The organism is Krasilnikovia sp. MM14-A1004, from assembly GCF_047159485.1.
In the GTDB taxonomy this organism is placed as follows: domain Bacteria; phylum Actinomycetota; class Actinomycetes; order Mycobacteriales; family Micromonosporaceae; genus Actinoplanes.
The window spans coordinates 6,466,140-6,489,210 of sequence record NZ_AP038773.1 but is presented as its reverse complement, the minus strand read 5'-3'; the positions used below and the strand labels follow the sequence as shown (position 1 = coordinate 6,489,210).

Sequence of the window (23,071 nt, the reverse complement as noted above, 5' to 3'; positions counted from 1 at the left end):
ACACCTCTACTGATCGGCGATGCGCAGGCACTCGAGGATCTCCCGAGCGAGATCGATACTCCCTGCTGCCACGAACCGCTGCCGTCGATCCATCGCTCTGGCCACCTCGGTGAACGAATCGAACTGGTGGTCGAGCGGTACGGGCTTGCCCTCGAGGTCGAGTACCGCCCCGCCAGCGGCGTGGAGGATGTAGTGACCCGGGGCGAGATCCCACACCGCGAAGCCTTTGGCGAACTCGATCACGGCTTCGGTCATGCCGGCGGCGACATGGCACAGGCTGACGGAGCCGAAGTCCACACCGATCCGCCCCCGGCGCCTGCCGTCGTTTCCCGGCCGGTCGAGCGATTCAAGCAGCCGAGTCCTCTGGGCGAGCGGCACGAATCGCTCGCCGGGTCGCATGAGGAAGTTGGTGACGAGCGATTCGGAAAGCGGCTTCGTGGTGCGTTGCTTGAGTTCGAACGGTTCCGAATCAGCTGTGATGACGAAGGCGCGATCCGTGCCGTGCTCATCGCGGGCGCCTACATAGAGCTGAAGGTGGTGGAAGATGTCGCCAACCACCGCGACGATGGGCCGAGCGGCGGCACGGGAGTACACCATGACGTGCGTGTAACCGAGCAGGCCGCGTACGGCCAGCTCGCTGGTGTCCAGGGGGTCGACGAGGACACAGAGGTTCGGATCGGGATCGTCGCCGATCACCTCGGGCTCGGCCTCCTCGGAGGCGTAGACGAACGAGCCGAGGATCGGGGCGAGCAGTTCCCGATAGCGGCGGTGCATCCACAGGTCGTGTTCGGACAGGAAGTTGTCGACGTGGCGCGGGTTCTCACTCTCACCCCGCATGCCGGTGAGCGCCGCCTCGATGAGGCGCGGGCGCAGGTCCAGCATCACCCCGCGTACAGTCTCCGCGATCTCCGCGGCGAGCGGGGGGATGCCGTCGGCGTGCTCCATCGGTACGTCTCCCGTCTGCTCAGCGCAGTTCCAGCGGTGGCTCGATGCCCGGAGGGCACATCGTCGCAGCGATGAACACCGCCTCGAAGTGCGCCGCTTGCATGATCCTGGCGCCGGTGAGCCCGTCGAAGCTCTCGACTTCCAACGAACTGCCCTTGGTCATGGCGCCGAAGACGGCAAAGTACAACTCTGCTCCGGGATATCGTCCGCGCAACTCGTGGGCCACGCGTCCGACAACATCGGCGTGTTTGACCTCGAAGTCACAGATCACGATTACCGGGGCCTCAATCGACTCGGGGTAATGAGACTCTGCCCCGAAGGTGATCTCATTCCGGACGCGGTTGCATCTGAGATACCCGATCGCGCATCGATTGAACTGGGCGGATGCGAGGAACGTCGCCATGACCAAGCCGGCTTCGTTCACGCCGAAGCAGATGTGCGCATCGAGTCTCCGGCCGAGGCTCTTGATCTGTCGCATCAGTCGCTGGATGCCGAACCCGAACGTGTTCCAGGTCAGATCGATCAACTGGCCCGGATTGGGGTTGGGTAGTGAGAAGGTGCAGATCGCTGAGTTTCCATTGTCGATCGTGGGAACGACGAGGTTGACGTCCGGCCCGATGATGTTGTCGACATCGGGTGAACCGCCGACCACGGCGTTCCGCGCTCGGAGTGCGTCGCTTGTCGCCGCGATCTGCGAGCGGTCGGCCGCAGTCTTCAGCGCCAGCTGGTCTTCTGGGGCGAGCTTCTCGTAACCCTCCTGAACCAGGTCTCCAGCGGAGATGACCTCGTCAGCCGTTCCGTGTGGCCCACGCCCGTATGCGGCGGCCAAGAGGAGGAGGCTCGCAAACGAAGGTGGAGATCCAGCCCCTGCGGCGCCGCGTGCTCGCGCCCAGCTCTCCCAAGCGTTGATGGTGGTCCCGCCAAGTGTGGTCTGGTTTCCGGCCACCTCGTTGTATCGACTGGCTGCCTGGTCCTGTGACAGTCCCGCCGCGTACCGGAACGCCTGGATGCTGGGTAAGTCCCGATGGCGACTCATCAGTTCGTGAGCTGCGGCCTTCACGGATCCGTGGGAGTGAAACAGCGCCCTACCCTGTTTCGCCAGCTCTCGTCCGCGTGCCTGCGGAGACTGGGGCTGTCGCCCGGTCAGGCCCATGTCGACCCTTCTTCATGAAGCGCTGCATTGCTTCACCGGCCCGGTGGCCAGATTACGGTTGCCCATTGGAATGGGCAAGGCTGGTTTCTCGCCACAAACCAGCAGGACAGCCGTGCACAGAGATCCGAGTAGGAGCGGACGGCTTCGCGGGTGCGTGAACTGCCCTGGTAATGGGACTGTCTTCCTAGCTCGATCAACGAATCGGGCCCCGTGAAAGCCGTTCGCCCGCACAGCGAACGAGCAAGTGCGGTGGTCGACACCAGGAGGGAGGAGCCTGTATGCACCTGCCTGCACGTCCAGGCTGGAGCTGTGAGGACTGCGGGCAGCCGTGGCCGTGTGGCTCCAAGAGAGTGGCCCTCAGCGCGGAGTATCACGGCGAACGCGTCTCGCTCTTGATCTACCTTGCCTTTCACCTGGCGGACGCGATCGATGACTTCAGCCAACCCGACCGCGGGCCCGTGCAGGATCTTTACGCGCGATTCCTGGGCTGGATCCCGCGACCTACGAACGGGTCCGGTGGCTCGAATTCCGGCGCACCTGAAACCTGACCGTCAGCAGCTCTGCTCCGGTGAGCGCGTTGAGCGTGGAGTGCGGCGGGTGTGCCAGCCGTCGTACGGGGGCTTGACCGGCACCCGCGCCGCATCCCGGCGCAGATCGGTGGAAGGCAGCGAGCGATGGGGGCCCGGCAGCCATAACTCTACGTCGGCGACTCTTCGTCGATGGCCGCGCTGCTCCATCGCCCGGTTCGGCGCGGTCGTGACGGCGCAGGGTCAGGTCGGCCGGGCGGCGCGACCCCGAGCCGGATGTTGTCGGCGGGCCCGGCGATGTCGGTGACCGGCGGCAGCACCAGCGGAGCGCTGGCCACCACGCTCAACGTGGTGCGTACCGGCTGCGCCGGAATCGCATACTCGCCCAGCCGCAACGTGACCGGCCGCCCAGCCATAGCCTCGCCCAGCAGCTCAGGCGCCACCCGACGCCCCGGATCGACAGCCACCAGCACCGCATCCAGCAGCGCGGCTTCCACGCCGGGATCGGCGGCCTCAGCGGTCACCAGGTAGTGCAGGTCGAACCGGCGTACAGGTGGGCGCCGGGCGACGACGCGACCGTCACCGTCCCGGAGATCCTCCCAGTCGGTCTCCGCGGCCTTCTCGTCCTCGCGGACCCCGGCCAGGAACCACACCAGGGCGGGCCGGTCCGGTCCGGTCTCCGCGCCGGGCGGGGCAGGGACACCGAACCGGACCTCGCAGGTGTCCGGCAGCAGCGGCGTGAGCAAGCCGCGCAGGGCTTTGTTCACGTCGGCGATCACCCGGACCTCCCGCCAGCCATGCTCCGATGCTCGGCGGCGGGCAGCCACGGCGGCCAGCGTGCGCGGGCGACCTCCGGTGCACCCGCGGCTGCCCGAAGGGGCGGCCACGGGTGCACCCGTCGTCGCCCGCCAGCCGCTGCCCGGCGGGCCATCAAAAGGCCACCCTGGCAGGCGTCCCGTTCCGCCACAGGGAGGTCCCATGGCCAGCAGCTACCTGTCGCCTGGCGTCTACATGGAGGAGGTGTCCTCCGGCTCCCGACCCATTGAGGCCGCCGGTACCGCGGTCGCCGCCTTCGTCGGGTTCGCCGAGAAGGGCCCGTTGAACCAGCCGACGCTGGTCACCAACTGGACCCAGTACACCCAGAACTTCGGCGGCTTCGTCCCCGGCTCGTACCTGGCGCATTCCGTGTACGGGTACTTCGCCAACGGCGGCGGTAGCGCGTACATCGTGCGGGTGGGTTCGGAGAGCGTGGCCGAGCCGCCGGTGCTGCGCGGTGAGCTGCCCGCGGCGGGCGAGGACAACCGGATCGCGTTCGCGGTGCGGGCGCTGCCCGCGGCCGCCGGCGGCGCGCCGTTGACCGTCGAGGTGGTGGGCGGCCAGGACCCGGCCGACGAGTCCTTCACGCTGCTGGTCAAGCGCGGCGGCGCGGTGGTCGAGGCCATGGAGGGGCTCACCGTACGGCGGGGCCCGTCCAACGTCGTCACCGCCGTGAAGCAGCAGTCGAAGCTGATCGAGGTCGAGGAGACCCGCGGCGCCCGTGTCGCCACGCTGCCCCGGCAGGGCGTCGAGGTGCCGCTGGCGGGCAACGCGATCGAGCCCGCCGCCCGTGTCGAGCCCAACGTGTACGTCGGCAACTCGGCCGACCGTACCGGCTTCGCGGGCCTGGAGGCGATCGACGAGATCACCATGCTGTCCGTGCCGGACCTGATGGCCGCGCGGGACCGGGGTCTGCTCGACGACGAGGGCGTCCGGGCCGTGCAGGACGCGATGATCACCCACTGCGAGCTGATGCGCGACCGGGTGGCGATCCTGGACACTCCGCCCGGCCTCAACGCCCAGCAGGTCAAGGGGTGGCGGGCCGAGGCCAACTACGACTCCAAGTACGCCGCCCTGTACTGGCCGTGGATCAAGGTGATGGACCCGCTGAGCGGGGCACCGGCGTTCATGCCGCCGAGCGGGCACATGGCGGGTATCTGGGCGCGCAACGACGCGACCCGCGGCGTACACAAAGCTCCTGCCAACGAGGTCGTGCGCGGCGCCATCGCGCTGGAGCTGAACCTCACCAAGGGCGAGCACGATCAGCTCAACCCGGACGGGATCAACTGCATCCGGTCGTTCCCGGGGCAGGGCATCCGGGTGTGGGGCGCGCGCACGCTCTCCAGCGACCCGGAGTGGCGCTACCTGAACGTGCGGCGGCTGTTCAACTACATAGAGAAGTCCATCCTGAACGGCACCAACTGGGTGGTCTTCGAGCCCAACGACCCGAAGCTGTGGGACTCGGTGAAGCGCACCATCACCATGTTCCTGCGCCGGGTGTGGCGCGACGGGGCGCTGTTCGGGTCGACCCCGGCGCAGGCGTTCTTCGTCAAGTGCGACGCCGAGAACAACCCGCCGGAGAACCGCGACGCCGGCATGTTGACCGTCGAGATCGGCGTCGCGCCGGTCAAGCCGGCCGAATTCGTCATCTTCCGTCTGTCCCAGTTCGCCGACGGCGCCGGACTCGAAGAGTAGGTAGGTAACCCAGATGCCGGGTGGACTTGGTTCATCGCAGCCCAACGACGCGCTCACCGCTGCGCGCTTCTCCATCACCATCGACGGGTACGAGATCGCCTCGTTCTCCGAGCTGCAGGGCATCACCACGGAGGTGCAGCCGGTGGACTTCCTGGAGTCCACCGACAAGGAGGTCATCTTCAAGAAGCTGCCCGGCAAGGTCTCGCCGCCGACGCTCAAGCTGTCGCGCGGTAAGAACCAGTCGATGGAGCTGTGGGCGTGGCACGAGGCGGTGCTGCAGGGCAACATCGTCGCGGCCCGCAAGAGCTGCTCGCTGATCATGTACAACTACGACGGTGCGCCGGTGGCCCGCTACCACCTGGAGAACGCGTGGCCGTCCAAGCTGGAGATCAGCGCGCTGAAGGCGGGCGCCAGCGAGGTGCTCATGGAGACCGTCACCATCGTGTGCGAGCACATTCAGCGGGTCTCCGGATGACAGCCCCCACCGAGGTGTTGCGCACGGAGTACCCGTTCGTCCTGCCGCGCGGCTACGTCGACGAGGAGGGGCGGGTGCATCGCGAGGGCGTCATGCGCCTCGCGACCGGTCGCGACGAGATCATGCCGCAGACCGATCCACGGGTACGGCAGAACGGCGCGTACCTGTCGATCCTGCTGCTGGAACGTACGGTCACCGCGCTGGGCACGCTGCCGTCGGTGGACACGTTCGTGGTGGAGAACCTGTTCGCCTCGGACCTCGCGTTCCTGCAGGACCTGTACCGGCGGATCAACTCCGAGGGCCGCACCGAGGCGGCGGTCACCTGCCCCAACTGCGGGCACGACTTCGCCGTGGATCTCGCCGGTGATGCACCGGGGGGATCCTGACGTACGCGACCGACCGCCTCTGGGAGGAGGTCGCGTACGTCGCCTACTACCTGCACTGGCCGTTCGACCAGATTCTCGACCTGGAACACCCCACGCGGGCCCGGGTCGTCGCCGAGATCGGCAAGATCCACACACAGCGGGACGAGAAGGGCTGGTGAGACCATGCGGTGGCCGTTCCGTCGCCGAAAGGACACCGCTCCGGCCGTCCCGGAGCAGCAGGCCGACGGCCGTCCGACGGTTGCCGCGCAGGAGCGGCCTCACGGTTCCGGCACCGCCCGCCGCGCGTGGCAGACCCTGCCGCCGCTCGCGCCGGTCGTCACCGCGCCCAGCCTGACCATGGGCACTCCGCCGGTGAGCGGGACCCGGCCGCTGCTGCGCCGCCCGGCCGCCCCGCCGCTCGACGTACGCCCCGCCGGGCGGGTCAGCGGCCTCGCCGAGGTGCTGCCCGCCCTGGACGTGGCCCGGCCCGAGCCGGCCCGGCCCACGCCCCGCCCGGTCCGCGCGGTGACCCGCCCGGCCGACCCGGCCCCGCTCACCGCCGCCACCGACGCGTACGTGGGTGAGGCGCGCGAACCGGCCCAGCCGCACCGCGCGCCCGCCTGGCTGCGCGCGCTGTCGTCCCCGCAGTCCTTCGACCCGCTGCTCGGCGGGATGGTGCCGACGGCCCCGGCCCCGGCCCCGCCGCGGGCCGCCCCTGTGTCGCGCCCGGTCGCGGCGCCGCGGACCGTGCCCACGCCCCGGCGGCCGGTGCGCCCGCGGGGCCGTCTCGGACTGGGCGCACCTTTGGATGTCGAGGCCGCCGATGCGGACCCCGAGCCGGCCGCGCCGCCTGCCCCCACCGGGCGGCCGGCCAACCTCTCGCCGGACCAGGCCGCCGAACCGGCGTCACTGACCGGCTCGCCCGCAGTCTCGGCAGCGCCGGTCGGGATCCCGGCGCTGCCGACGGCTCCACCCGGTGCCGTGGTCGCCGACCGGCCGCACCCGGTCGCAGGCGCCGGTTCCGAGCCGCGGCACCCGTCCGCGGGCACCGATTCCGTGATCCGGCACCCGTCCGCGGGTGCCACTCGCGAGCCTCGGGACCGGTCCGCGGGCCCCACGCCTCAGCCCCGACCCCAGCCGCTGGACCCGATGCGGCGCCCGTCCGTGGCCGACGGCCCGGAACCGCCGGAACCGCCGGTGGCGGCGCCCGCGCGGCCCATCACCGCCACGAGTGCGGCACCGCCGGTCGACCTGGCGCGGCACGTCGCCGAGGCCACCGGGGTCGGGCTCGACGGGGTGCTGGTGCACCGGGGCCCGGACGTGGACCGGCGCGCCGCCCGGGCCGGTGCCGCCGCGTTCACCGTGGACGACGGGGTGCATCTGCCCGCCGCGGCCGGACCGGACTCGACCACGGAAGCGCGGGCGCTCGTCGCGCACGAACTGGTGCATGTCGCGCAGCAGCGGCGACTCGGCGCGGCGCTGCCCGACGAGGGCTCTCCGGGCGGGGCGCAACTGGAGGCCGAAGCGGTCGCGGTCGAGGAGGCCGTCCGTTCGGGGCGGCCCCTGCCGCCGTTGCGGCATGCGACAGCGCCGCCGCCCGATCCGGTTCCGTACGCCATCACCACATCCACCGTGGAAGGTCCGGGCCCGCGATCCGTCGCCGGGCCCTCCGGTGGTTCCGGCGCCGGTACGCCGGGCACCGCCGGGCCGGTGTGGTCCGGCGCCGAGGCTGCCACCGCCCGTTCCATCGGTGTGCTCGGCGGCCCCGTGTCCGGGGCGCCGCAACGGGTCACCGGCCGCGTGCAGCGCCGCCCTTCGGCGGCGCTCGACCACCCCCGGTCCGCACCGCCACCGCCGACCGCGCATTCCGCCGCACCGGCCCCGACGCCGTCATCGCCGTCGGGATCGACGTCGGGCTCGCCGGGTTCCGCTCCCGCGTCCCCGTCCTCCGCCACGTCGTCCGACACCTCCTCGGCGAACGCCCCGTCCTGGTCGTCGTTCGGCAACGCCCTCGCGAACGACGTCGGCGAAATGGTGCTCTCCTCGTGGAGCCTGGAGGACGGCGACGCCAATCGCGGCTCCAGCGGCGGCAACGGTGGCGGTGCGGGTGGTGGCGCAGGTGGCGGCGCCGGTGGGGGCGGCACCCGCGAGGAGCGGTTCAACCGGCTGGCCCGGCCCGCCCTCGACCGGCTCAACGAGCAGCGCGTCGCGGCCGGGCAGGGTGAACTGGTCGCCCTTCCGCCGGAGGAGGAGGCGCGCATCTGGGCCCAGGTCGATGCCGGTGGCGGCGACACCGGCACCGGCAATGGCGGCGGCGGGCGGGGAGCCGGCCGCGGCAGGTCCGGACGTCAGGGCGGCCGGGATCCGGGAATCCGCAGCTGGGGTGAGTTGGGGACCGCCATCAGCACCGACCTGGCCGACATGGTCGGTGGTTCCTTCGGCATGGACGCTGCGACGCTGACCGGCCGGGGAGGATCCGGCTCGGACTCCGCAGGCTCGGGAACGGCCGGTGGCGGCGGCGCGGCCGCGCAGGCCGGGGGCGCCCACGGCGCAGGTGGACCGGCCGCGCACAGCGCCGACGCGCACGGCGAGCGGCACACGATCGACACCGACGACCTGGACCTCGACGAACTCAGCGTCCGCCTCTACGACCGCATCCGCAGCAGGCTCCGCATGGAGTTGCTCCTCGACCGTGAGCGGGCCGGCCTGCTCAACGACTTCCGATAAGGGGGGATCAGCATGGCGCTCGGCGACACCACCATGCTCGGCGTGGCCAACCGGTTCTCGGTGAAGATCGACAACGGCGCGTGGGACCTCGGCAGCTGGGCCCAGGTGGACGGCCTCGACGTCAAGTGGGACATGGCCGAATACCGGTCCGGCGACGGCGGCAACAATCTGTGGTACTTCCCGGGCAACACCCACTACTCGGTGGTGAAGCTGACCCGGGCGGTGTCCGCGGAGAGCCAGACCGTACGCAAATGGCTCAGCTCCACGTCGTTCACGTGGGCGCCGCAGACCGCGTCGGTGACGGTGTTCGACTCCTCCGGCGCACCGGCGATGGCCTGGGACCTCAAGCACATCATGCCGCAGCGCTGGTCCGTCTCCGGCTTCGAGGCGGGCGCCAGCCGGGTCGTCACCGAGACCCTGGAACTGGTGCACCGCGGCTTCCTCGACGACGAGAAGAAGCTCTGATGCAGCAGCTCGCCGACACCGCCCGCCTGGGCATGTCGATGCGCTTCCGGGTCAGCGTCGACGGCATCAACCTGGGCAGCTGGGCCACCTGCGCGGGCCTGTCCGTGGAGTTCAAGAACACGCAGGTCACCGAGGGCGGCAACTACGAGTACGCGGTGATCCTGCCCGATCGCGTCGAGTACCGGGCGATCACGTTGCGCCGCGCCATGTCGCTGCAGGAGTCGGCGATCCTGCAGCGCTGGCTGCACGGCGTCGTCAGCGGCTGGTACAACGCGGCGTCGCCCCGCGACTTCGGCCCGCGTACGGCGGAGATCGAGCTGTTCGACGCGACGGGCACCGCGGTGGCGTCGTGGACGCTGCGCAACGTGTACCCGTCCCGGTGGGTCGGGCCGGACCTGGACGCCACCGGCAGCCGGGTCGCCGAGGAGACGCTCGAACTCGTCCACGAAGGGTTCCTGTGATGGCCCAGGCGTCGATCATCTGCGAGATGCCCCCGGGCGAGGTGTCCTTCGACCTCAACCCGGATCAGATCCTCGTGTCCCGCCAGTCCTCGATGGGCTCGTACGGCAGCGGCAGCTCCAACAGCGGCAGCCCGGCCGGTTCCTCGCCGAGCATCTTCAAGAAGTCCACCCCGCCCACCATCACCCTCAACCGGGTCACCTTCTTCGGCAGCAACACCAAGTCCCGCTGCGACCAGCTGATGGACTGGATGAGCCCGGGCGGCGGCTTGCTCGGCGCGCTGGCCGGTGCGGCGCTGTCCGCGCTGACCGGCAAGAACCTGATCACGCGGCCGCCCAAGGTGATCTTCTCGTGGGGACCCTCGTTCCTGGTCGAAGCGAACATCACCAACGTCAGCGTCACGTACAACCGGTTCGCGGCCAACGGCTCGCCGGTGCGTGCCGAGGTCACCATCCGGCTGCAGCAGCAGCCCAGCCTGCTCAGCCTGCTGGCCACCAACCCGACCTCGGCGGGCCTGCCGGGCCGCAAGGCGCATACCGTCACCGCGGGTGACTCGCTGGCCCGCATCGCCACCGATCAGTACGGCGCCCCCGGCCGCTGGCGGCAGCTCGCCGAGGCGAACGGCATCGAGGACCCGCTGCGGGTGCGCCCCGGCGACCGGGTGTACCTGCCGAACCCGGAGGAGATGCCGTGAACCCGTTCGGCGACCGGGGCGGGGTGGTCCGCGCGGGGGTGAAGGTGGGCGCGGCGAAGCTGCCGCTGTCGCCGAACGCGGAGCGCTACCTGGTCCGGGCCGTCGTGGACACCCACGTGCACCTGCCTGACATGTTCGAGCTGACGTTCTTCGACGAGGGCGGCGACCTGCTCGACACGGCGGGGCTGTCCATCGGTACGCCGGTCGAGGTGCACGGCGGTGCATCCGACTCGACGGACACCAAGAAGCTCATCGCGGGCGAGGTCACCTCCATCGAGGCGGTCTGCGCCGATCTGAACATCTACACCGTGGTACGCGGCTACGAGCAGGCGCACCGGCTGCAGCGGGCCCGGCGTACCCGTACGTTCGTGAACAGCTCCGACTCGGACGCGGTGCGCAAGGTCGCGCAGGACGCCCGCGTACGCATCGGCACTATCGACTCCACCGCCACCACCCACGACCATCTGGCCCAGGTGGCGCAGACCGACTGGGACTTCATCAAGCAGCGCGCCCGTGAGGTCGGCTACGAGACCGGGGTGAGCGACGGGGAGTTCTTCTTCCGCAAGCCGCCGGGCCTGCCGTCCGCCGGTGGCTTCCTCGACGCGATCGCCGACTTCGTGGGGCTGGGCAAGCCGAAGCTCACGTTCAAGGACAACCTGCTGACATTCCTGCCCCGGGTCACCGGCGCGAACCTGACCACCGAGGTCGAGGTGCGGTTCTGGGACCCGGAGCAGGCAAAGGCGGTGACCAAGACCAAGCAGGTGCGCTCCGGTACGGCCAACCTGTCGAAAAAGCCGGACGAGCTGGCGGGCGCGTTCGGGCTGGCGAACCCGCTCGGGGTGTCGCTGCCCGCGATCCCGGGCCTGCCCGACCTGGGCGTGGCGCCGAGCGCGTCCGCGTACGCGGTGGTGGACCGGCCGGTGGCCACCGGCTCCGGGGTGGACCGGGCCGCCGAGGAACTGGCCAACGGCCTGGCCGAGCACGTCGGCAGCTCGTTCGCCGAGGCCGAGGGGTACGCGCTGGGCAGTCCCGACCTGCAGGCGGGCACCCAGGTGGAGATCGCCGGGGTGCCGGCCGCGTTCGCGGGCACGTGGACGATCAGCAACGCGCGGCACGTGTTCGACGAGGCAGAGGGCGGCTACCGGACCCGGTTCTTCGTCAGCGGTCGGCAGGAACGCTCGCTGCTCGGCCTGACCTCGCTGGGCGCCACGCAGGGCGAACCGACCCGGATCCCCGGCCTGGTGTGCGGCATCGTCACGAACAACAACGACCCGGACACGCGGGGCCGGGTCAAGGTGGCCCTGCCCTGGCTGTCCCCGTCGTACGAGTCGGACTGGGCGCGGGTGGCGCAGTTCGGCGCGGGCAAGAAGTCCGGCGGCCTGTTCACCCCCGAGGTCGGCGACGAGGTGCTGATCGGCTTCGAGTTCGGTGACCCGCGTCGCCCGTACGTCCTGGGTGGCCTGCGCAACGCCCACACGGACTTCGACCTGGGCGGCGACGCGGTCAAGTCCAGCGGGATGACCGCGCAGGTGGTGCGGCGGGGCTTCGTCAGCGGCGCGGGCAACCGGCTGGTGTTCCATGACGAGCTTCCCCCTGCGCCGGCGGCCGGGCCGCCGATGGCGTCGGAGTTCGCGCTGGAGACAAAGGACCGGAAGATCGGTTTCGCGGTCGACCAGAAGGCGGGCACGTTGAAGATCACGTGCGAGCCGACCACGCCGACCGGCGCCGTCGAGATCACCTGCGGTCCGCAGGGAACCATCTCGATCAAGGCCGGTGCCGGCGGGTCCATCACCATCGACGGCGGCGGCACCCTCGAACTCAAGGCGCAGCAGTCGGTCAAGATCTCGGGCGCCCAGGTCGAGATCAGCTCCCAGCAGATCAAGTTGGGCGGATAACCATGAGTACGGACTTCATCGGGACCGGGTGGGCGTTTCCGACCGGGGTCGCGGCGACCGGCGGGATCGCGCTGGTCCGCGGCGACACAGAGCTGGTGCAGGCGATGCGGCTGATCCTGTCCACGTATCCGGGGGAGCGGCCGATGCGCCCGGACTTCGGCTGCCGCCTGCGCGACTTCGTGTTCCGGTCCGGCACCCTCGACACCGTCGCGGAGCTGACCGCCGAGGTACGCCGCGCGCTGCTGCGCTGGGAGCCCCGAGTGGACGTCGTGAACGTGGAGGTCAACCCCTCCGCCGAGGACCCGTCAGTGCTCTACATCGAGATCACGTACCGGCCGAAGGACACCAACGACCACCGGAACCTGGTCTTCCCGTTCTACACGATCCCCGACGACCCCGAGAGCGACTACTGATGGCCCTGCCCACCCCAGACCTCGACGACCGCCGGTTCCAGGACCTGGTCAACGACGCCAAGCGCATGGTGATGCAGCGCTGTCCGGAGTGGACGGACCACAACGTGTCCGATCCGGGCGTGACGCTGATCGAGACGTTCGCGTTCATGACCGATCAGCTGCTGTTCCGGCTCAACCGGGTGCCCGACCGGCTGTACCTGAAATTCCTCGACCTGATCGGGCTGCAACTCGTGCCGCCGGTGCCCGCCGAGGCGCCCGTGACGTTCTGGCTGTCCGCGCCCGCGGCCGCCCCGCTGACCATCGCCGCAGGCACCCAGGCGGGCACGCCGCGCACCGAGACCAGCGACTCCATCACCTTCGCCACGGTCGAGGACCTGCCCATCGTCCCGGTGTCGCTGACGCACGTACTGACCCTCGGGGCGGGCGCGGAGTCGTTCCTCGACTGCACAGAGCCGCTGACCCAGAGCCACCCGTTCGGCGTGTTCGGCGAACGCCCGGCGCCCGGCGACGCCGTCTACCTCGGGCTGTCCGACGCGGCGCCGCGCTGCGCGATCCGCCTCGACTTCCGCGGCCACCTCGACGGCGTCGGCGTCGACCCGCTGCAGCCGCCGCTGGCCTGGGAGGCGTACGACGGGCGGGAATGGGTGCCGTGCGAGGTCGGCGCGGACGCCACCGGCGGGCTCAACCGTTCCGGCGCGATCACCCTGCACCTGCCTGTGGACCACCAGCCCACCGTCGTGGGCGGCCTGCGCGGCGGCTGGCTGCGGGCCCGCGTCACCGAATCCGAGCCCGACCAGCCCGCGTACACGATGACCCCGGTCGTGGACGGCATAACCGCCGCCACCATCGGCGGCACCATGACGGCCCTGCATGCCGACCTCATCCAGAACGAGACACTGGGTACGGCCGAAGGCGTGGCCGGGCAGCGCTTCACGGTGTCCCGTACCCCCGTGTTGCGGGCCGGGGTGGACGCGGAGCTGGAGGTCAGCTCGGACGACGGCTGGCAGCGGTGGACCCGGGTGGACACCTTCGCCGACAGCGGCCCCGACGACCGGCACTTCCAGCTCGACGGCGCGACCGGCACCGTCGCGTTCGGCCCGGCCCTGCGCACCGAGGACGGCGGCATCCGCCAGTACGGCGCGATCCCGGAGGCCGGAGCCGCGATCCGGATGCGCCGGTACTGCGTCGGCGGCGGTGCGCGTGGCAACGTCGGCCCGGGCGCTATCCGTACCCTCAAGTCGTCGATCCCGTTCGTGGCCGGGGTGGAGAACCGGCGCCGCGCCCAGCACGGCGCCGACGGCGAGAGCATCGAGCAGGCCAAGGCGCGCGGGCCGATCCTGCTGCGCTCGCGCAGCCGGGCCGTCACCGTGGAGGACTTCGAGACGATCAGCTGCGAGGCCGCGCCCGAGGTCGCCCGGGTCCGCTGCCTGGCCGCGGGCGCCGACGGTGTCGAGCCGGGCTCGGTGAAGGTGCTGGTCGTGCCGACCGTGGCCGACGACAACGGCCGCCTGCGCCTCGGCGACCTGGTGCCCTCCGACGACACGCTGCGCCGCGTCGCCGAGCGCCTCGACACGGTGCGCCTCATCGGCACCCGCGTCGTCGTGGAACCTCCGATGTACCGCGGCATCACCGTCGTCGCGCAACTGGTCGCCAAGCCGCGCGCCCGTGCCGAGAAGGTGCAGGCCGCGGCCGCCGAGGCACTGTACCGGTTCCTCAACCCGCTGACCGGCGGGCCCGACGGCACCGGATGGCCGTTCGGGCGGGCCGTCCACGCGGGCGAGGTGTTCGGGGTGCTGCAGCGCGTCGACGGGGTCGAGCTGGTCGACGACGTGCGGCTGTTCAGCGCCAATCCGGTCACCGGGGAGCGCGGCCAGCCCGCGGGCAAGGTCGAGCTGCCCGCCAACAGCCTGGTCTTTTCGTACGAGCACCAGATCCGGGTGACGGCGCGATGAGGGGGACCGTGCCGGGGCTGGGGACGCCGTACCCGCTGCACACCCTGCTGCCGGCGGTCTACCAGGAGGAGGACCCGTTCGTCGTCCGCTTCACCGGCGGGCTCGACGACGTACTGGCTCCGGTCATCTCCACACTGGACAACCTCGACGCGTACGTCGACCCGCTGCTGGCCCCCGAGGACTTCCTGGACTGGCTGGCGGGCTGGGTCGGGGTGACCGTCAACGACAACGCGCCGCTGCCCCTGCACCGGGCCACGGTCGCCCGCGCCGCCGAGCTGCACCGGCTGCGCGGCACGGTCACCGGGCTGCGCGCCGCCCTGGAACTGCTCACCGGCGGGCACGTCGACATCACCGAGAGCGGCGGGGTCACCTGGTCGGACACCCCCGGCGCGCCCGCACCCGGCGACCCACACCCATGGGTACGGGTGCACGTCCGCGTACCGGCCGACCTGGGCTGGTCGCCGGACGCCCTGCACGCGGCCGTCGAGGCGGCCGTCGTGGCCGCCAAGCCCGCACACGTTCAGCACGTCGTGGAGGTGACCATCCGATGATCGTCTGCAAGAACTGCGGGTACCGCAACGCCGGGTCCGACTCGTTCTGCGGCTCCTGCGGCGCGTTCCTGGAGTGGACCGGGGAGCGGGTCGAGCAGCCGAAGCCCGCCCCCCGACCCGAACCCGAGCCCGAGCCGGAGCCCGCGAAGAGGGGACTGCTGTCCCGCGTGCAGTCCCTGCTGTACGCCGACGTCGGTGACCGCGACCCGATTCCCCGTCCGACGCGCCCCGGCATGCCGGGTGCACCCGGTGGACCGGGCGGTTCGCTGGGCGGCGGGCCGGGCCTGAAGCCTCCGGGAGGTGGGGGCGGGCTGAAGCCGCCGGGCGCCAAGCCCGCCGTGCCGCCGCCACCGGGCGGGCGGCCGGTGCCCCCGCCTCCGCCCGGCGGGAAGCCCGCGGTGCCGCCCCCGCCTCCGCCGGGTGGCAGGCCCACGTTGCCGCCCCCGCCGGGTGGCAAGCCGACGTTGCCGCCGCCACCGGGCGGGCGGCCCACGCCTCCGCCTCCCCCCGGTGGGGCCGCATTGCCGCCTCCGCCTGGTGGGGCCGCATTGCCGCCTCCGCCGGGTGGGGCCACTCTGCCGCCGCCTCCCGGTGGCCGACCCGTGCCTCCGCCGCCCGGCGGCGCCGCTTTGCCGCCCCCGCCGGGCGGATCGGCCGTGCCGCCGCCTCCGGGCGGGAGGCCCACGCTGCCACCGCCGCCCGGAGGCAGGCCCACGCTGCCGCCGCCGCCCGGTGCGGGTGCCCTGGTCGCGCCGCTGCCCAGCGGTGGGGACGCCACCCCGGCCATCAACCTGGACCCGCTTGCCGGTCCCGGGGTCAGCGCGATGCCGGTCCGTACCCATGGGTCCGATCCGGATGTGGTGGCGCCGCAGGAACGCGGCCGTGCCCGCCGGTCCGTGCCGCGCACCGCGCCCAGCCGCGAACTGCAGCCCGGCGACCTGGTGTGCGGCGAGTGCGGCGAGGCCAACCTCCCGACCCGCCGCTTCTGCAGCCGGTGCGGCAACGACCTGAACGACGCCGTGGTCGTCCGCGCGCCGTGGTGGAAGCGCATCCTGCCCAAGCGCAAGCAGCGCGAGGCCCGCGCCGTCGAGGAGGAGACCGGCGTCGCCAAGACCGGCGAGCGCCGCCAGCACAAACGGCGCATCCTCCCGGCGATCCGTAAGATCGTCGCGGTCGCGCTGCTGGTCGGCGGTCTCGTGTACGCCCTCGTGCCCGGCGTGCGGGAACGCGCCAACGGCGAGGTGCTGGCACTACGCGAACGGGCCGAGAAGCTCGTCTTCGGCAAGCCGGTTCCCGTGCGGGCGGTGAAGGCCACCTCGACGCCGGTGAACAAGAAGCACCCGGCGGACGCGGCGGTCGACGGCCACTGGAACACCTACTGGTCGACCCCGGTCTCCGGGGCCCGGCGGCTGACCCTGACGTTCCAGCAGCCGGTGGAGCTGCACAAGGCGCTGATCCGCGGCGGCATCGCCGGCGACGTCCGGGCCAGCCAGCGGCCCCGGACCCTGCACCTGGTGTACCCCACCGGTCAGGGCCAGGACCTCAACATGATCGACAACACCGATCCGCAGGAGTTCGAGCTGAACAGCGGCGGCAAGGTGAGCTCGGTGGAGATCTACGTGCAGGACACGTACACGAATGCCGAGAGCAAGCAGGTCACCATCAGCGAGGTGGAGCTGTTCACCGAGGAGTGAGCACCGCGCCAAACGATTCGGCCCCCGCCCGGAAAGGGCGGGGGCCGATGTCGTCGTGGGTTCAGCTGGTCTGGTAGTTGCCGTCGCCGAAGAGCTGGAAGTCCCACTGCAGGCTGTGCGAGTTGACCAGGCTGCTCACCGAGCCGCTGACGGTCAGCGGCAGCCGGGCGACCGGTGCCGTCTCGCTGCCCGCGTTGCTGGGATTGTGGACGTGGAGCTGGACGTCCACGTCGAAGCCCCACAGCACGCTGCAGCGTGGCACGTACAGGTAGCAGTTCGGGATGAAGGCGCCGCCGCCGTGGTAGCGGGCGCCGTACTCCCAGCGCAGGTCGAACGCGATGTCGACGACCTCGACACCGAACGCGTTCTCCATCTGCAGGCGCCAGGTGAGCCGGTTCGGCCCCTGGGCGCCGGTGAGCGAGCTGATCGGGTCGGACACCCCGGCCGGCACCGCGTTGCAGGTGTTGCTGGCCAGGCTCGCCGAGGGCTTGCCGGATTCGATGACGTGCCAGGCGGCGCTGGCGACGTTCGCCACGTCGGTCATGCGATCGCGCTCCCGTCCCCGTCGTGATCGTTCATGTCCGGTACGTCCACCATCGCGACCTGTTCCTCCTCGATGCCGGTCTGCGGCTCGGCGGCGAAGTAGTAGGTCTCCAGGTATTCGCGTTCCTCCGGCGTCCACTGGTTGGGGTCGCTGGGGAACGGCGTGCCGTCACCCCGCAGCGGCACCCCGTCTTCGCTGATGTGCTGCGTCATTGCCGTCCTTTCCTTTCATCGCCGGACGTCGAAGTCCGGGGGTAGCGGGCTGCCGGGCACGATGACGAACTCGAGCGTGGCCTTCAGCGGGGCAGTCAGGTCCGGCGCGGACGCCGGGAGCACGTCGGCGGTCAGCGGGTGCTTACCGGTCCAGGTGTTCGGGAACACCACGAACGGCACGGAGAACGTTCCGTCGGCGCGCGCCTTCGCGGTCGTGGTGCCGGGCATGCCGGTCAGGTGCAGCTTGGAGACGCTGTTCGGCGGGAAGCCGGTGCCGCGTACCTGAATGACCCGGCCCGCGGGGGTGACCGTCGGGCTCGACGTGAGCGTCGGCGCCAGCCCGGCGCCGGTGAGCGTGACAGGGAACGTGAGGGTGGTGCCGGCGGTGGCGCCCGCGTACGCGATCGACAGTACGGCCGGCCGAGCCCCGACCGCGGTGGGCCGGTGCGTCACGTCCACCCGGCAGCTGCCGGCGGGCGCGAGGATGCGGTTCGCGCAGGTGTTCTTGGCGATGCGGTAGTCACCCGGGAACTGCGTGGCGCCCAGGCCCACCGCGCCCAGCTGCAGCGGCCCGGCGCCCGTGTTGCGGACCGTCACCGACTTGACCGGGCTGGTCCGCAGCACCGGGCGGCCGCCGAAGTCGAGGTGGTCCGGTGCCACCGCGAGCACTCCCGGCGCCGGTGCCAGACCGGACCCGGTCAGTGACACCGTCAGCGGGGTGTCGCTGCCGTCGAAAGTGACCCGCAGGACTGCGCTGCGCGGCCCGGCCACGGTGGGCTTGAACCGGACCGACACGACACACGTCTCGGACGCGTGCAGCACACCCGTGGTGCACGTCTCACCGGGGAAGACGTCGAAGTCCGCGCCGTCCACCACGACCTCACGCACCCGCAGCGGGCCCGCGCCGACGTGGGTCAGCGTGACGTCGCGCAGCACCTGGGAGTCGAGCGGCACCTGGCCGAAGTCCTGCGGGTCGGCGGCCAGCGCGGGCGCGAACCGGCGGTGGAACACGTCGAGGTGTTTGTTCGTGTCGGTGGCGACCAGGTCCTCGGCGTCCGACCCGTACGCCACCACGGATCCGTCGGCGCTCAGGACCGGCGAGCCGTCCTCGCCGAACACCCGCACCCACGACTCGCCGTCCAGTTCCTTCGACCCGTCGTTCGAGGGGATCAGCCGGCCGCTGTCGCCCGTACCCTCGCAGGGTTGGGGTTTGGTGGCGCACCCGATCGACGGCGAGGCGAGCTCGGCGGGCAGCCGGGGCTTGCCGGCCTTCGCGCGTTCCGCGTCGACGATCACGTCGCGGACCACGATGTCGCAGAACGACTGGTTGGAGAAGTCGCCGAGGCAGGAGCCGTCGCGTCCACCGGCGTCCGTGCCGTTGTGCATGCCCGGAGTCGGCGTGGTGAAGGCCAGGTACCGGCCGTCCGCCGAGAACGCTGGCTGCGCGCCCTGACCTTCCGTGCCGTCCGCCTTCCGCGAGGCGATCTCCACGGACGGCGTGCCGAACACGTTGTCGCCGTCCGGGTCACGGTCGTAGAGCCGCACGCTGACGGGGCCGAAGCCCTGCTGGTCGGTGAACGCGTAGCGGCGCCCGTCGCCCGACAGCGCGGGGGAGCCGAACCTGCGCCCACCCTTGGCGATCGGCTTGCCGTCGGCGTCCACGTCGAGACGGGTCAGCTTCATGGTGTTGACGTCGTAGTCCTGCACGACGTACACGGAAGGCGACTCGCTGTCCGAGTACTGGGCCACGAACGCGACGTGCGTGCCGAGGGCGCCCATCGTGGACTCGCCCTGCCACCGCAGCCGCCGCCACGTGTCGTCGCCGTCCAGCTTCTCCGGGGACGTGACGTACGTGCGGTCGTCGTCCGCCGGGGTGAGCAGCTTGCCGTCGTCACCGCGGCGCAGCTCCGCCACCTCGACCCAGCCGTTCGTCGGGTCGGGTTGCACGACGTCCGGTGCCTTGCGGGCCGCCGCGGCTTTGCCGGTGGTGCCCTTCGCGGCCGTGAGCGGCGTCGAGTGGGCCTTGAGAACGAAGATCGGGGGGAGCGGGTCGGCGCTCGACGTCGCGGGCACCGGGTCGGCGCTCGACGTCGAGGGCGCCGGCTCGCTGCTGGAGGTCGAGGGCACCGGATCCGGATCGACCGGCGGGGTGTCCGGCGTGTCGGCCTCGTGCGGCGGCACATCGAACGAGATCCGCCGCCCGTCGCCGGACAGGTGCGGGTTGCTGGGCTCGGGGTCGTTCCCGCTCACGACCGTGAACTCGCAGGTCGAGTTGAGCTTGCCGTCCCCGTCGGGGTCACGGTCGCAGACGACGATGGCGTGCCCGTCGACGCCTCGGGCGATGTTCGACGCGTCCGTACGGAACGCCACGAGACGGCCGTCGTCCGAGATGGTCGGCTGGGTGCTGTTCCCGTTGGCGGCCTTCGGGTCGGAGGTGCCGTCCTCGTTGCGCCGCAGGCCGTGGGAGATGAGCGTGGTTGTGCCGAGCACCGTGTCGCGAACGTAGACGTCTGCGTCCGGCCCGCTCTCCGGGAGACTGTGCGAGGAGTCCTGCGAGAAGCTGAGCTTGTCCACCGGGTCGAACGGCTCGTCCGTGGTGAACGCCACGTAGCGGCCGTCGGCCGACATCGCCGGCTCGCTGCTGTCGAACGAGGACTGATCCCCCGACGTGCTCACCGAGACCCGCTGCGTACCGGATCCGGTCTCGGCCGCGGCCGAGTCGTTCGCGAACGTCAGACCCACGACGACCGCTGTCGTGCCGAGGGCGGCTGCCAGCCCGCCGGCCAGCAACATCCGGTGAACCTGAGTGCGCTGCCTGGGCACGGCGTCTCCTCGCAGTCTGGGTGATTCGACGCTACGGAGATCCGGTCGCGGCACGCAGTGCTGCGGGGCGACCTGCGGGGCAGCGCGGGCTGCCCTTTGGGGCCGCCCGGTGCGCCCGGCCGGGTACCCCCGCGAGCGTCCCGCGAACGGGAACGCCGCCGCACACTTCAGCGCCATGGGAGTGTCAGTGTCATTGAGCGCCGAGTCGCTCGAGGTGGTTCCGGGCGAGGAAGCGGTGTGCACGGTGACCGTGCGCAACACCGGCACCGTCATCGACCAGATCACTGTGGACGTGGTCGGACCGGCGGCGGCCTGGTCGGTGGTCGAGCCACCGATGGTCAACCTGTACCCGGGTGACGTCGGTGAGGTGCGGGTCTATCTGCGGCCGCCGCGCGCCTCCCAGCCCGGCGCGGGCCCGGTGCCCTACGGCGTGCGGGCATCCTCACTGGAGGATCCGCGCGGGTCGGCGACCGCCGAGGGCGTCGTCGAGATCGCCCCGTTCACGGAGCTGAAGGTCCGGCTCGTGCCGCAGATCTCCCGCGGCAGCCGCAGGGGCAAGCACAAGGTCGACGTGTCCAACCTGGGCAACGTCGCGATCGGCACCCAGATCGGCGCCGTGGACCCGGACGACGCCCTGACGTTCGACGTGCCGCGCCCGGCCGTCGTGGCGTCGCCCGGCGTGGTGACCCAGGCCAGGCTGTCCGCGGTGCCGCGCACCAAATTCTGGACCGGCAAGCAGCAGGTCAAGCCGTTCCAGGTCGTGGTGCAGCCCGAGCGGGGACCGGCCAGCACGGTCGAGGGCACGTTCGAGCAGGATCCCATCGTGCCGCGTTGGGCGGCGGCGACCGCGATCGCCGCGCTGGCCCTGGCCGTGGTGCTGGCCGGGTTGTGGTTCGCGCTGGTCAAGCCCGCGGTGAAGTCGGCGGCCACCGAGGCGGCGGCCACCGAGGCGTCGAAGGCCGCCGCGGCCGCGGCCTCGGACAGCGGCGGTGGCTCCCAATCCGGGACGGCCTCCGACGTCTCGCCGTCGCCGTCGAGTTCGGCTCCGGCCAAGCCCGCGAAGAAGCCGGAGCCTGGTTCGCCGGGTAACCCGCTGCTGGCGCCCATCTCGTTCCGGATCCAGACCTCTGTCAAGCCGGGCGACAAGTTCGTCACGAAGGTCTCCCCGGACCAGCCGAAGAACAAGCCGCTCGACGTCACGGACCTGCAGCTGCAGAATCCGGCCGCGGACAGCGGATTCCTGGAGATCCGGCGCGGCAACGACGTCATCTACGCCTCCGGCCTGGACAACTTCCGCGACCTTCCGCAGGCGTACGTGACGCCGGTGCGCTACGCCAAGGGGCAGCTGGTCACCGTGGCGATCCAGTGCTCCAACCCGGCACCCGAGAAGCGGCCCTGCACCGCCGCGGTGACCGTGGTCGGCAAGACCGCCTGAGTGGCGCGTCGCCCCGGGGTGTCCGACATTCCCCCGGGGCGACGCATCGGTTCGGATCTGCTTCGGATCGGGACTGTTGCTTCAGGTCGGGCCTTGCGGTTCTTGCTTGAGGTCGGGCCCTGCGGTGCTGCTTCAGATCAGGCCCTCGCGCAGCTTCAGATCAGGCCCTCGCGCAGCTTCAGATCAGGCCCTCGCGCAGCTTCAGATCAGGCCCTCGCGCAGCGCGTATGCCACGGCGTGCGAACGGTTGCGCAGTTGGAGCCGGGTGGTGACGTCGTGCAGCACGGTCTTGATCGTGCGCTGGGAGTAGGACAGCCGGTGGGCGATCTCCGCGGTGTCGAGGCCGTCCGCGACCAGGCGCAGCACCTCCACCTCCCGGTCCGCCAGCACCGCGAAGGACAGGCCGCGCGGCGCCAGCACCTGCCGCTGGAGCTGCCCGACCTGGTTGAGCAGGCGGCTCAGCAGATCCGGCGGGACGGCCGCCTCACCGGCCGCCGCGGACCGGATGACCGACACCAACCGGTCCGGCGTCGCCTCGGCGCGCCGCACCAGCGCGGCCACGCCGGCCTCGATCGCGGCGACGAGCGCCGCGTCGTCCAGTTCGACCACCACGAGGACCACGCTGGTCCCGCGCTGCCGCAGGGTACGGATGGCACGCAGCGCCGGTTCGCCGACCCGGTCCGCGACGACGAGCGACACCGTCGCGTCCTCGACGTCCCCCGAGTCGAGCACCCGCACCTCGGGCCGCGGGCGCAACTGGCTGGCGACCCCCGCCCGTGAGATCGGGTCGTCAGCGTGGATGTAGGTCGTGATGCGTTCCATGGCTAGTCCTTCCATTGCCCGCCCCCACGGCAAGGCGCGCAAAGAGTGCCGCGACACACTCACCACCCGATCAACGAGGACTCAACGGCGGCTTTTCCGCGGTTGCACAATGGCTTTCCGTGATGCGATCGGGTGTGCTTCGTTCACGTCGTGAAGCCGTGTGACCTGCTAATACGTTGCGCTGTGCGGCAGAGGCGCCCACTCTCTGTCACATCGACGACGAACGCTGCCGCGGCACAGAAATCAGCCGTTCGGCCGATGCGTGAGCTGTCCTGGCGGGTGGTTCGGCCTCGGTAAACCGGCCCGCGCCCATAACAGATCCGCGCGGTTACGCAGGTGTTCTCCACAGGGTCGGACGTCGTCCACAGGACCGCGGTCCACCGGTTGAGCCGCACCCCTGCGGCTCGGG

21 protein-coding genes are annotated in these 23,071 nt (G+C 71.3%); 14 read left to right on the top strand and 7 right to left on the bottom strand.

Going from position 1 to position 23,071, the window contains the following annotated elements; all coding sequences use genetic code 11:
• Nucleotides 1–6: 6 nt before the first annotated feature.
• The 3 genes from ACMCNN_RS28230 to ACMCNN_RS28220 form a co-directional block, all read right to left on the bottom strand.
• A complete protein-coding gene (locus ACMCNN_RS28230) occupies nucleotides 7–945 on the bottom strand; it encodes an inositol monophosphatase family protein (RefSeq protein ID WP_412743513.1) in 939 nt (312 codons plus the stop codon).
• A gap of 19 nt (nucleotides 946–964) precedes the next feature.
• A complete protein-coding gene (locus ACMCNN_RS28225) occupies nucleotides 965–1,774 on the bottom strand; it encodes a hypothetical protein (protein WP_412743512.1) in 810 nt (269 codons plus the stop codon).
• 1,021 nt (nucleotides 1,775–2,795) lie between these two features.
• Nucleotides 2,796–3,404, bottom strand: coding sequence for a Pvc16 family protein (locus ACMCNN_RS28220; RefSeq protein WP_412743511.1), 609 nt, complete (start codon nucleotides 3,402–3,404; stop codon nucleotides 2,796–2,798).
• A gap of 199 nt (nucleotides 3,405–3,603) precedes the next feature.
• On the opposite strand from ACMCNN_RS28220, the gene ACMCNN_RS28215 reads away from it, so the two are divergent.
• The 13 genes from ACMCNN_RS28215 (at nucleotide 3,604) to ACMCNN_RS28155 (ending at nucleotide 16,826) form a co-directional block, all read left to right on the top strand.
• A complete protein-coding gene (locus ACMCNN_RS28215; protein WP_412743510.1) occupies nucleotides 3,604–5,136 on the top strand; it encodes a phage tail sheath family protein in 1,533 nt (510 codons plus the stop codon).
• A gap of 13 nt (nucleotides 5,137–5,149) precedes the next feature.
• The gene (locus tag ACMCNN_RS28210; protein ID WP_412743509.1) at nucleotides 5,150–5,611 is read left to right on the top strand and encodes a phage tail protein; all 462 of its coding nucleotides are present in this window, start codon (nucleotides 5,150–5,152) and stop codon (nucleotides 5,609–5,611) included.
• On the top strand, nucleotides 5,608–5,997 hold the full coding sequence (locus ACMCNN_RS28205; RefSeq protein WP_412743508.1) for a hypothetical protein: 390 nt from the start codon (nucleotides 5,608–5,610) through the stop codon (nucleotides 5,995–5,997). Before ACMCNN_RS28210 ends, ACMCNN_RS28205 begins: the two co-directional genes overlap by 4 nt.
• Entirely contained in the window at nucleotides 5,991–6,155 is a 165-nt protein-coding gene (locus tag ACMCNN_RS28200) for a DUF6760 family protein (protein WP_412747303.1), read from the top strand. The genes ACMCNN_RS28205 and ACMCNN_RS28200 overlap by 7 nt, the downstream gene beginning before the upstream one ends.
• 4 nt (nucleotides 6,156–6,159) lie before the next feature.
• The gene (locus ACMCNN_RS28195; RefSeq protein WP_412743507.1) at nucleotides 6,160–8,703 is read left to right on the top strand and encodes a DUF4157 domain-containing protein; all 2,544 of its coding nucleotides are present in this window, start codon (nucleotides 6,160–6,162) and stop codon (nucleotides 8,701–8,703) included.
• Nucleotides 8,704–8,715: 12 nt separating this feature from the next.
• On the top strand, nucleotides 8,716–9,168 hold the full coding sequence (locus tag ACMCNN_RS28190) for a phage tail protein (RefSeq protein WP_412743506.1): 453 nt from the start codon (nucleotides 8,716–8,718) through the stop codon (nucleotides 9,166–9,168).
• Nucleotides 9,168–9,629, top strand: a complete 462-nt coding sequence (locus ACMCNN_RS28185) for a phage tail protein (RefSeq protein WP_412743505.1) — start codon at nucleotides 9,168–9,170, stop codon at nucleotides 9,627–9,629. Before ACMCNN_RS28190 ends, ACMCNN_RS28185 begins: the two co-directional genes overlap by 1 nt.
• The gene (locus tag ACMCNN_RS28180) at nucleotides 9,629–10,321 is read left to right on the top strand and encodes a LysM peptidoglycan-binding domain-containing protein (protein WP_412743504.1); all 693 of its coding nucleotides are present in this window, start codon (nucleotides 9,629–9,631) and stop codon (nucleotides 10,319–10,321) included. The genes ACMCNN_RS28185 and ACMCNN_RS28180 overlap by 1 nt, the downstream gene beginning before the upstream one ends.
• Nucleotides 10,318–12,216, top strand: a complete 1,899-nt coding sequence (locus tag ACMCNN_RS28175; protein WP_412743503.1) for a phage baseplate assembly protein V — start codon at nucleotides 10,318–10,320, stop codon at nucleotides 12,214–12,216. Before ACMCNN_RS28180 ends, ACMCNN_RS28175 begins: the two co-directional genes overlap by 4 nt.
• 2 nt (nucleotides 12,217–12,218) lie before the next feature.
• Entirely contained in the window at nucleotides 12,219–12,629 is a 411-nt protein-coding gene (locus ACMCNN_RS28170; RefSeq protein ID WP_412743502.1) for a GPW/gp25 family protein, read from the top strand.
• Nucleotides 12,629–14,581: a putative baseplate assembly protein gene (locus ACMCNN_RS28165; RefSeq protein WP_412743501.1), complete on the top strand. Its 1,953-nt coding sequence runs from the start codon at nucleotides 12,629–12,631 to the stop codon at nucleotides 14,579–14,581. The genes ACMCNN_RS28170 and ACMCNN_RS28165 overlap by 1 nt, the downstream gene beginning before the upstream one ends.
• Complete coding sequence (locus ACMCNN_RS28160; RefSeq protein WP_412743500.1) at nucleotides 14,578–15,132, top strand: phage tail protein; 555 nt, start codon at nucleotides 14,578–14,580, stop codon at nucleotides 15,130–15,132. The genes ACMCNN_RS28165 and ACMCNN_RS28160 overlap by 4 nt, the downstream gene beginning before the upstream one ends.
• A gap of 656 nt (nucleotides 15,133–15,788) precedes the next feature.
• A complete protein-coding gene (locus ACMCNN_RS28155; RefSeq protein WP_412743499.1) occupies nucleotides 15,789–16,826 on the top strand; it encodes an NADase-type glycan-binding domain-containing protein in 1,038 nt (345 codons plus the stop codon).
• 61 nt (nucleotides 16,827–16,887) lie between these two features.
• Here ACMCNN_RS28155 and ACMCNN_RS28150 read toward each other — a convergent pair whose 3' ends face one another.
• From ACMCNN_RS28150 to ACMCNN_RS28140, 3 genes are read right to left on the bottom strand one after another with little or no spacing between them, the layout of a single operon-like run.
• Nucleotides 16,888–17,370, bottom strand: coding sequence for a hypothetical protein (locus tag ACMCNN_RS28150; RefSeq protein WP_412743498.1), 483 nt, complete (start codon nucleotides 17,368–17,370; stop codon nucleotides 16,888–16,890).
• The gene (locus tag ACMCNN_RS28145; protein WP_412743497.1) at nucleotides 17,367–17,582 is read right to left on the bottom strand and encodes a hypothetical protein; all 216 of its coding nucleotides are present in this window, start codon (nucleotides 17,580–17,582) and stop codon (nucleotides 17,367–17,369) included. The genes ACMCNN_RS28150 and ACMCNN_RS28145 overlap by 4 nt, the downstream gene beginning before the upstream one ends.
• 15 nt (nucleotides 17,583–17,597) lie before the next feature.
• Nucleotides 17,598–20,405, bottom strand: a complete 2,808-nt coding sequence (locus tag ACMCNN_RS28140; protein WP_412743496.1) for a choice-of-anchor D domain-containing protein — start codon at nucleotides 20,403–20,405, stop codon at nucleotides 17,598–17,600.
• A 175-nt stretch (nucleotides 20,406–20,580) separates the two neighbouring features.
• On the opposite strand from ACMCNN_RS28140, the gene ACMCNN_RS28135 reads away from it, so the two are divergent.
• On the top strand, nucleotides 20,581–21,840 hold the full coding sequence (locus ACMCNN_RS28135; RefSeq protein ID WP_412743495.1) for a hypothetical protein: 1,260 nt from the start codon (nucleotides 20,581–20,583) through the stop codon (nucleotides 21,838–21,840).
• A gap of 201 nt (nucleotides 21,841–22,041) precedes the next feature.
• Here the strand turns inward: ACMCNN_RS28135 and ACMCNN_RS28130 are convergent, their stop codons facing one another.
• A complete protein-coding gene (locus ACMCNN_RS28130) occupies nucleotides 22,042–22,662 on the bottom strand; it encodes a LuxR C-terminal-related transcriptional regulator (RefSeq protein ID WP_412743494.1) in 621 nt (206 codons plus the stop codon).
• Between the last annotated feature and the right edge of the window lie 409 nt (nucleotides 22,663–23,071).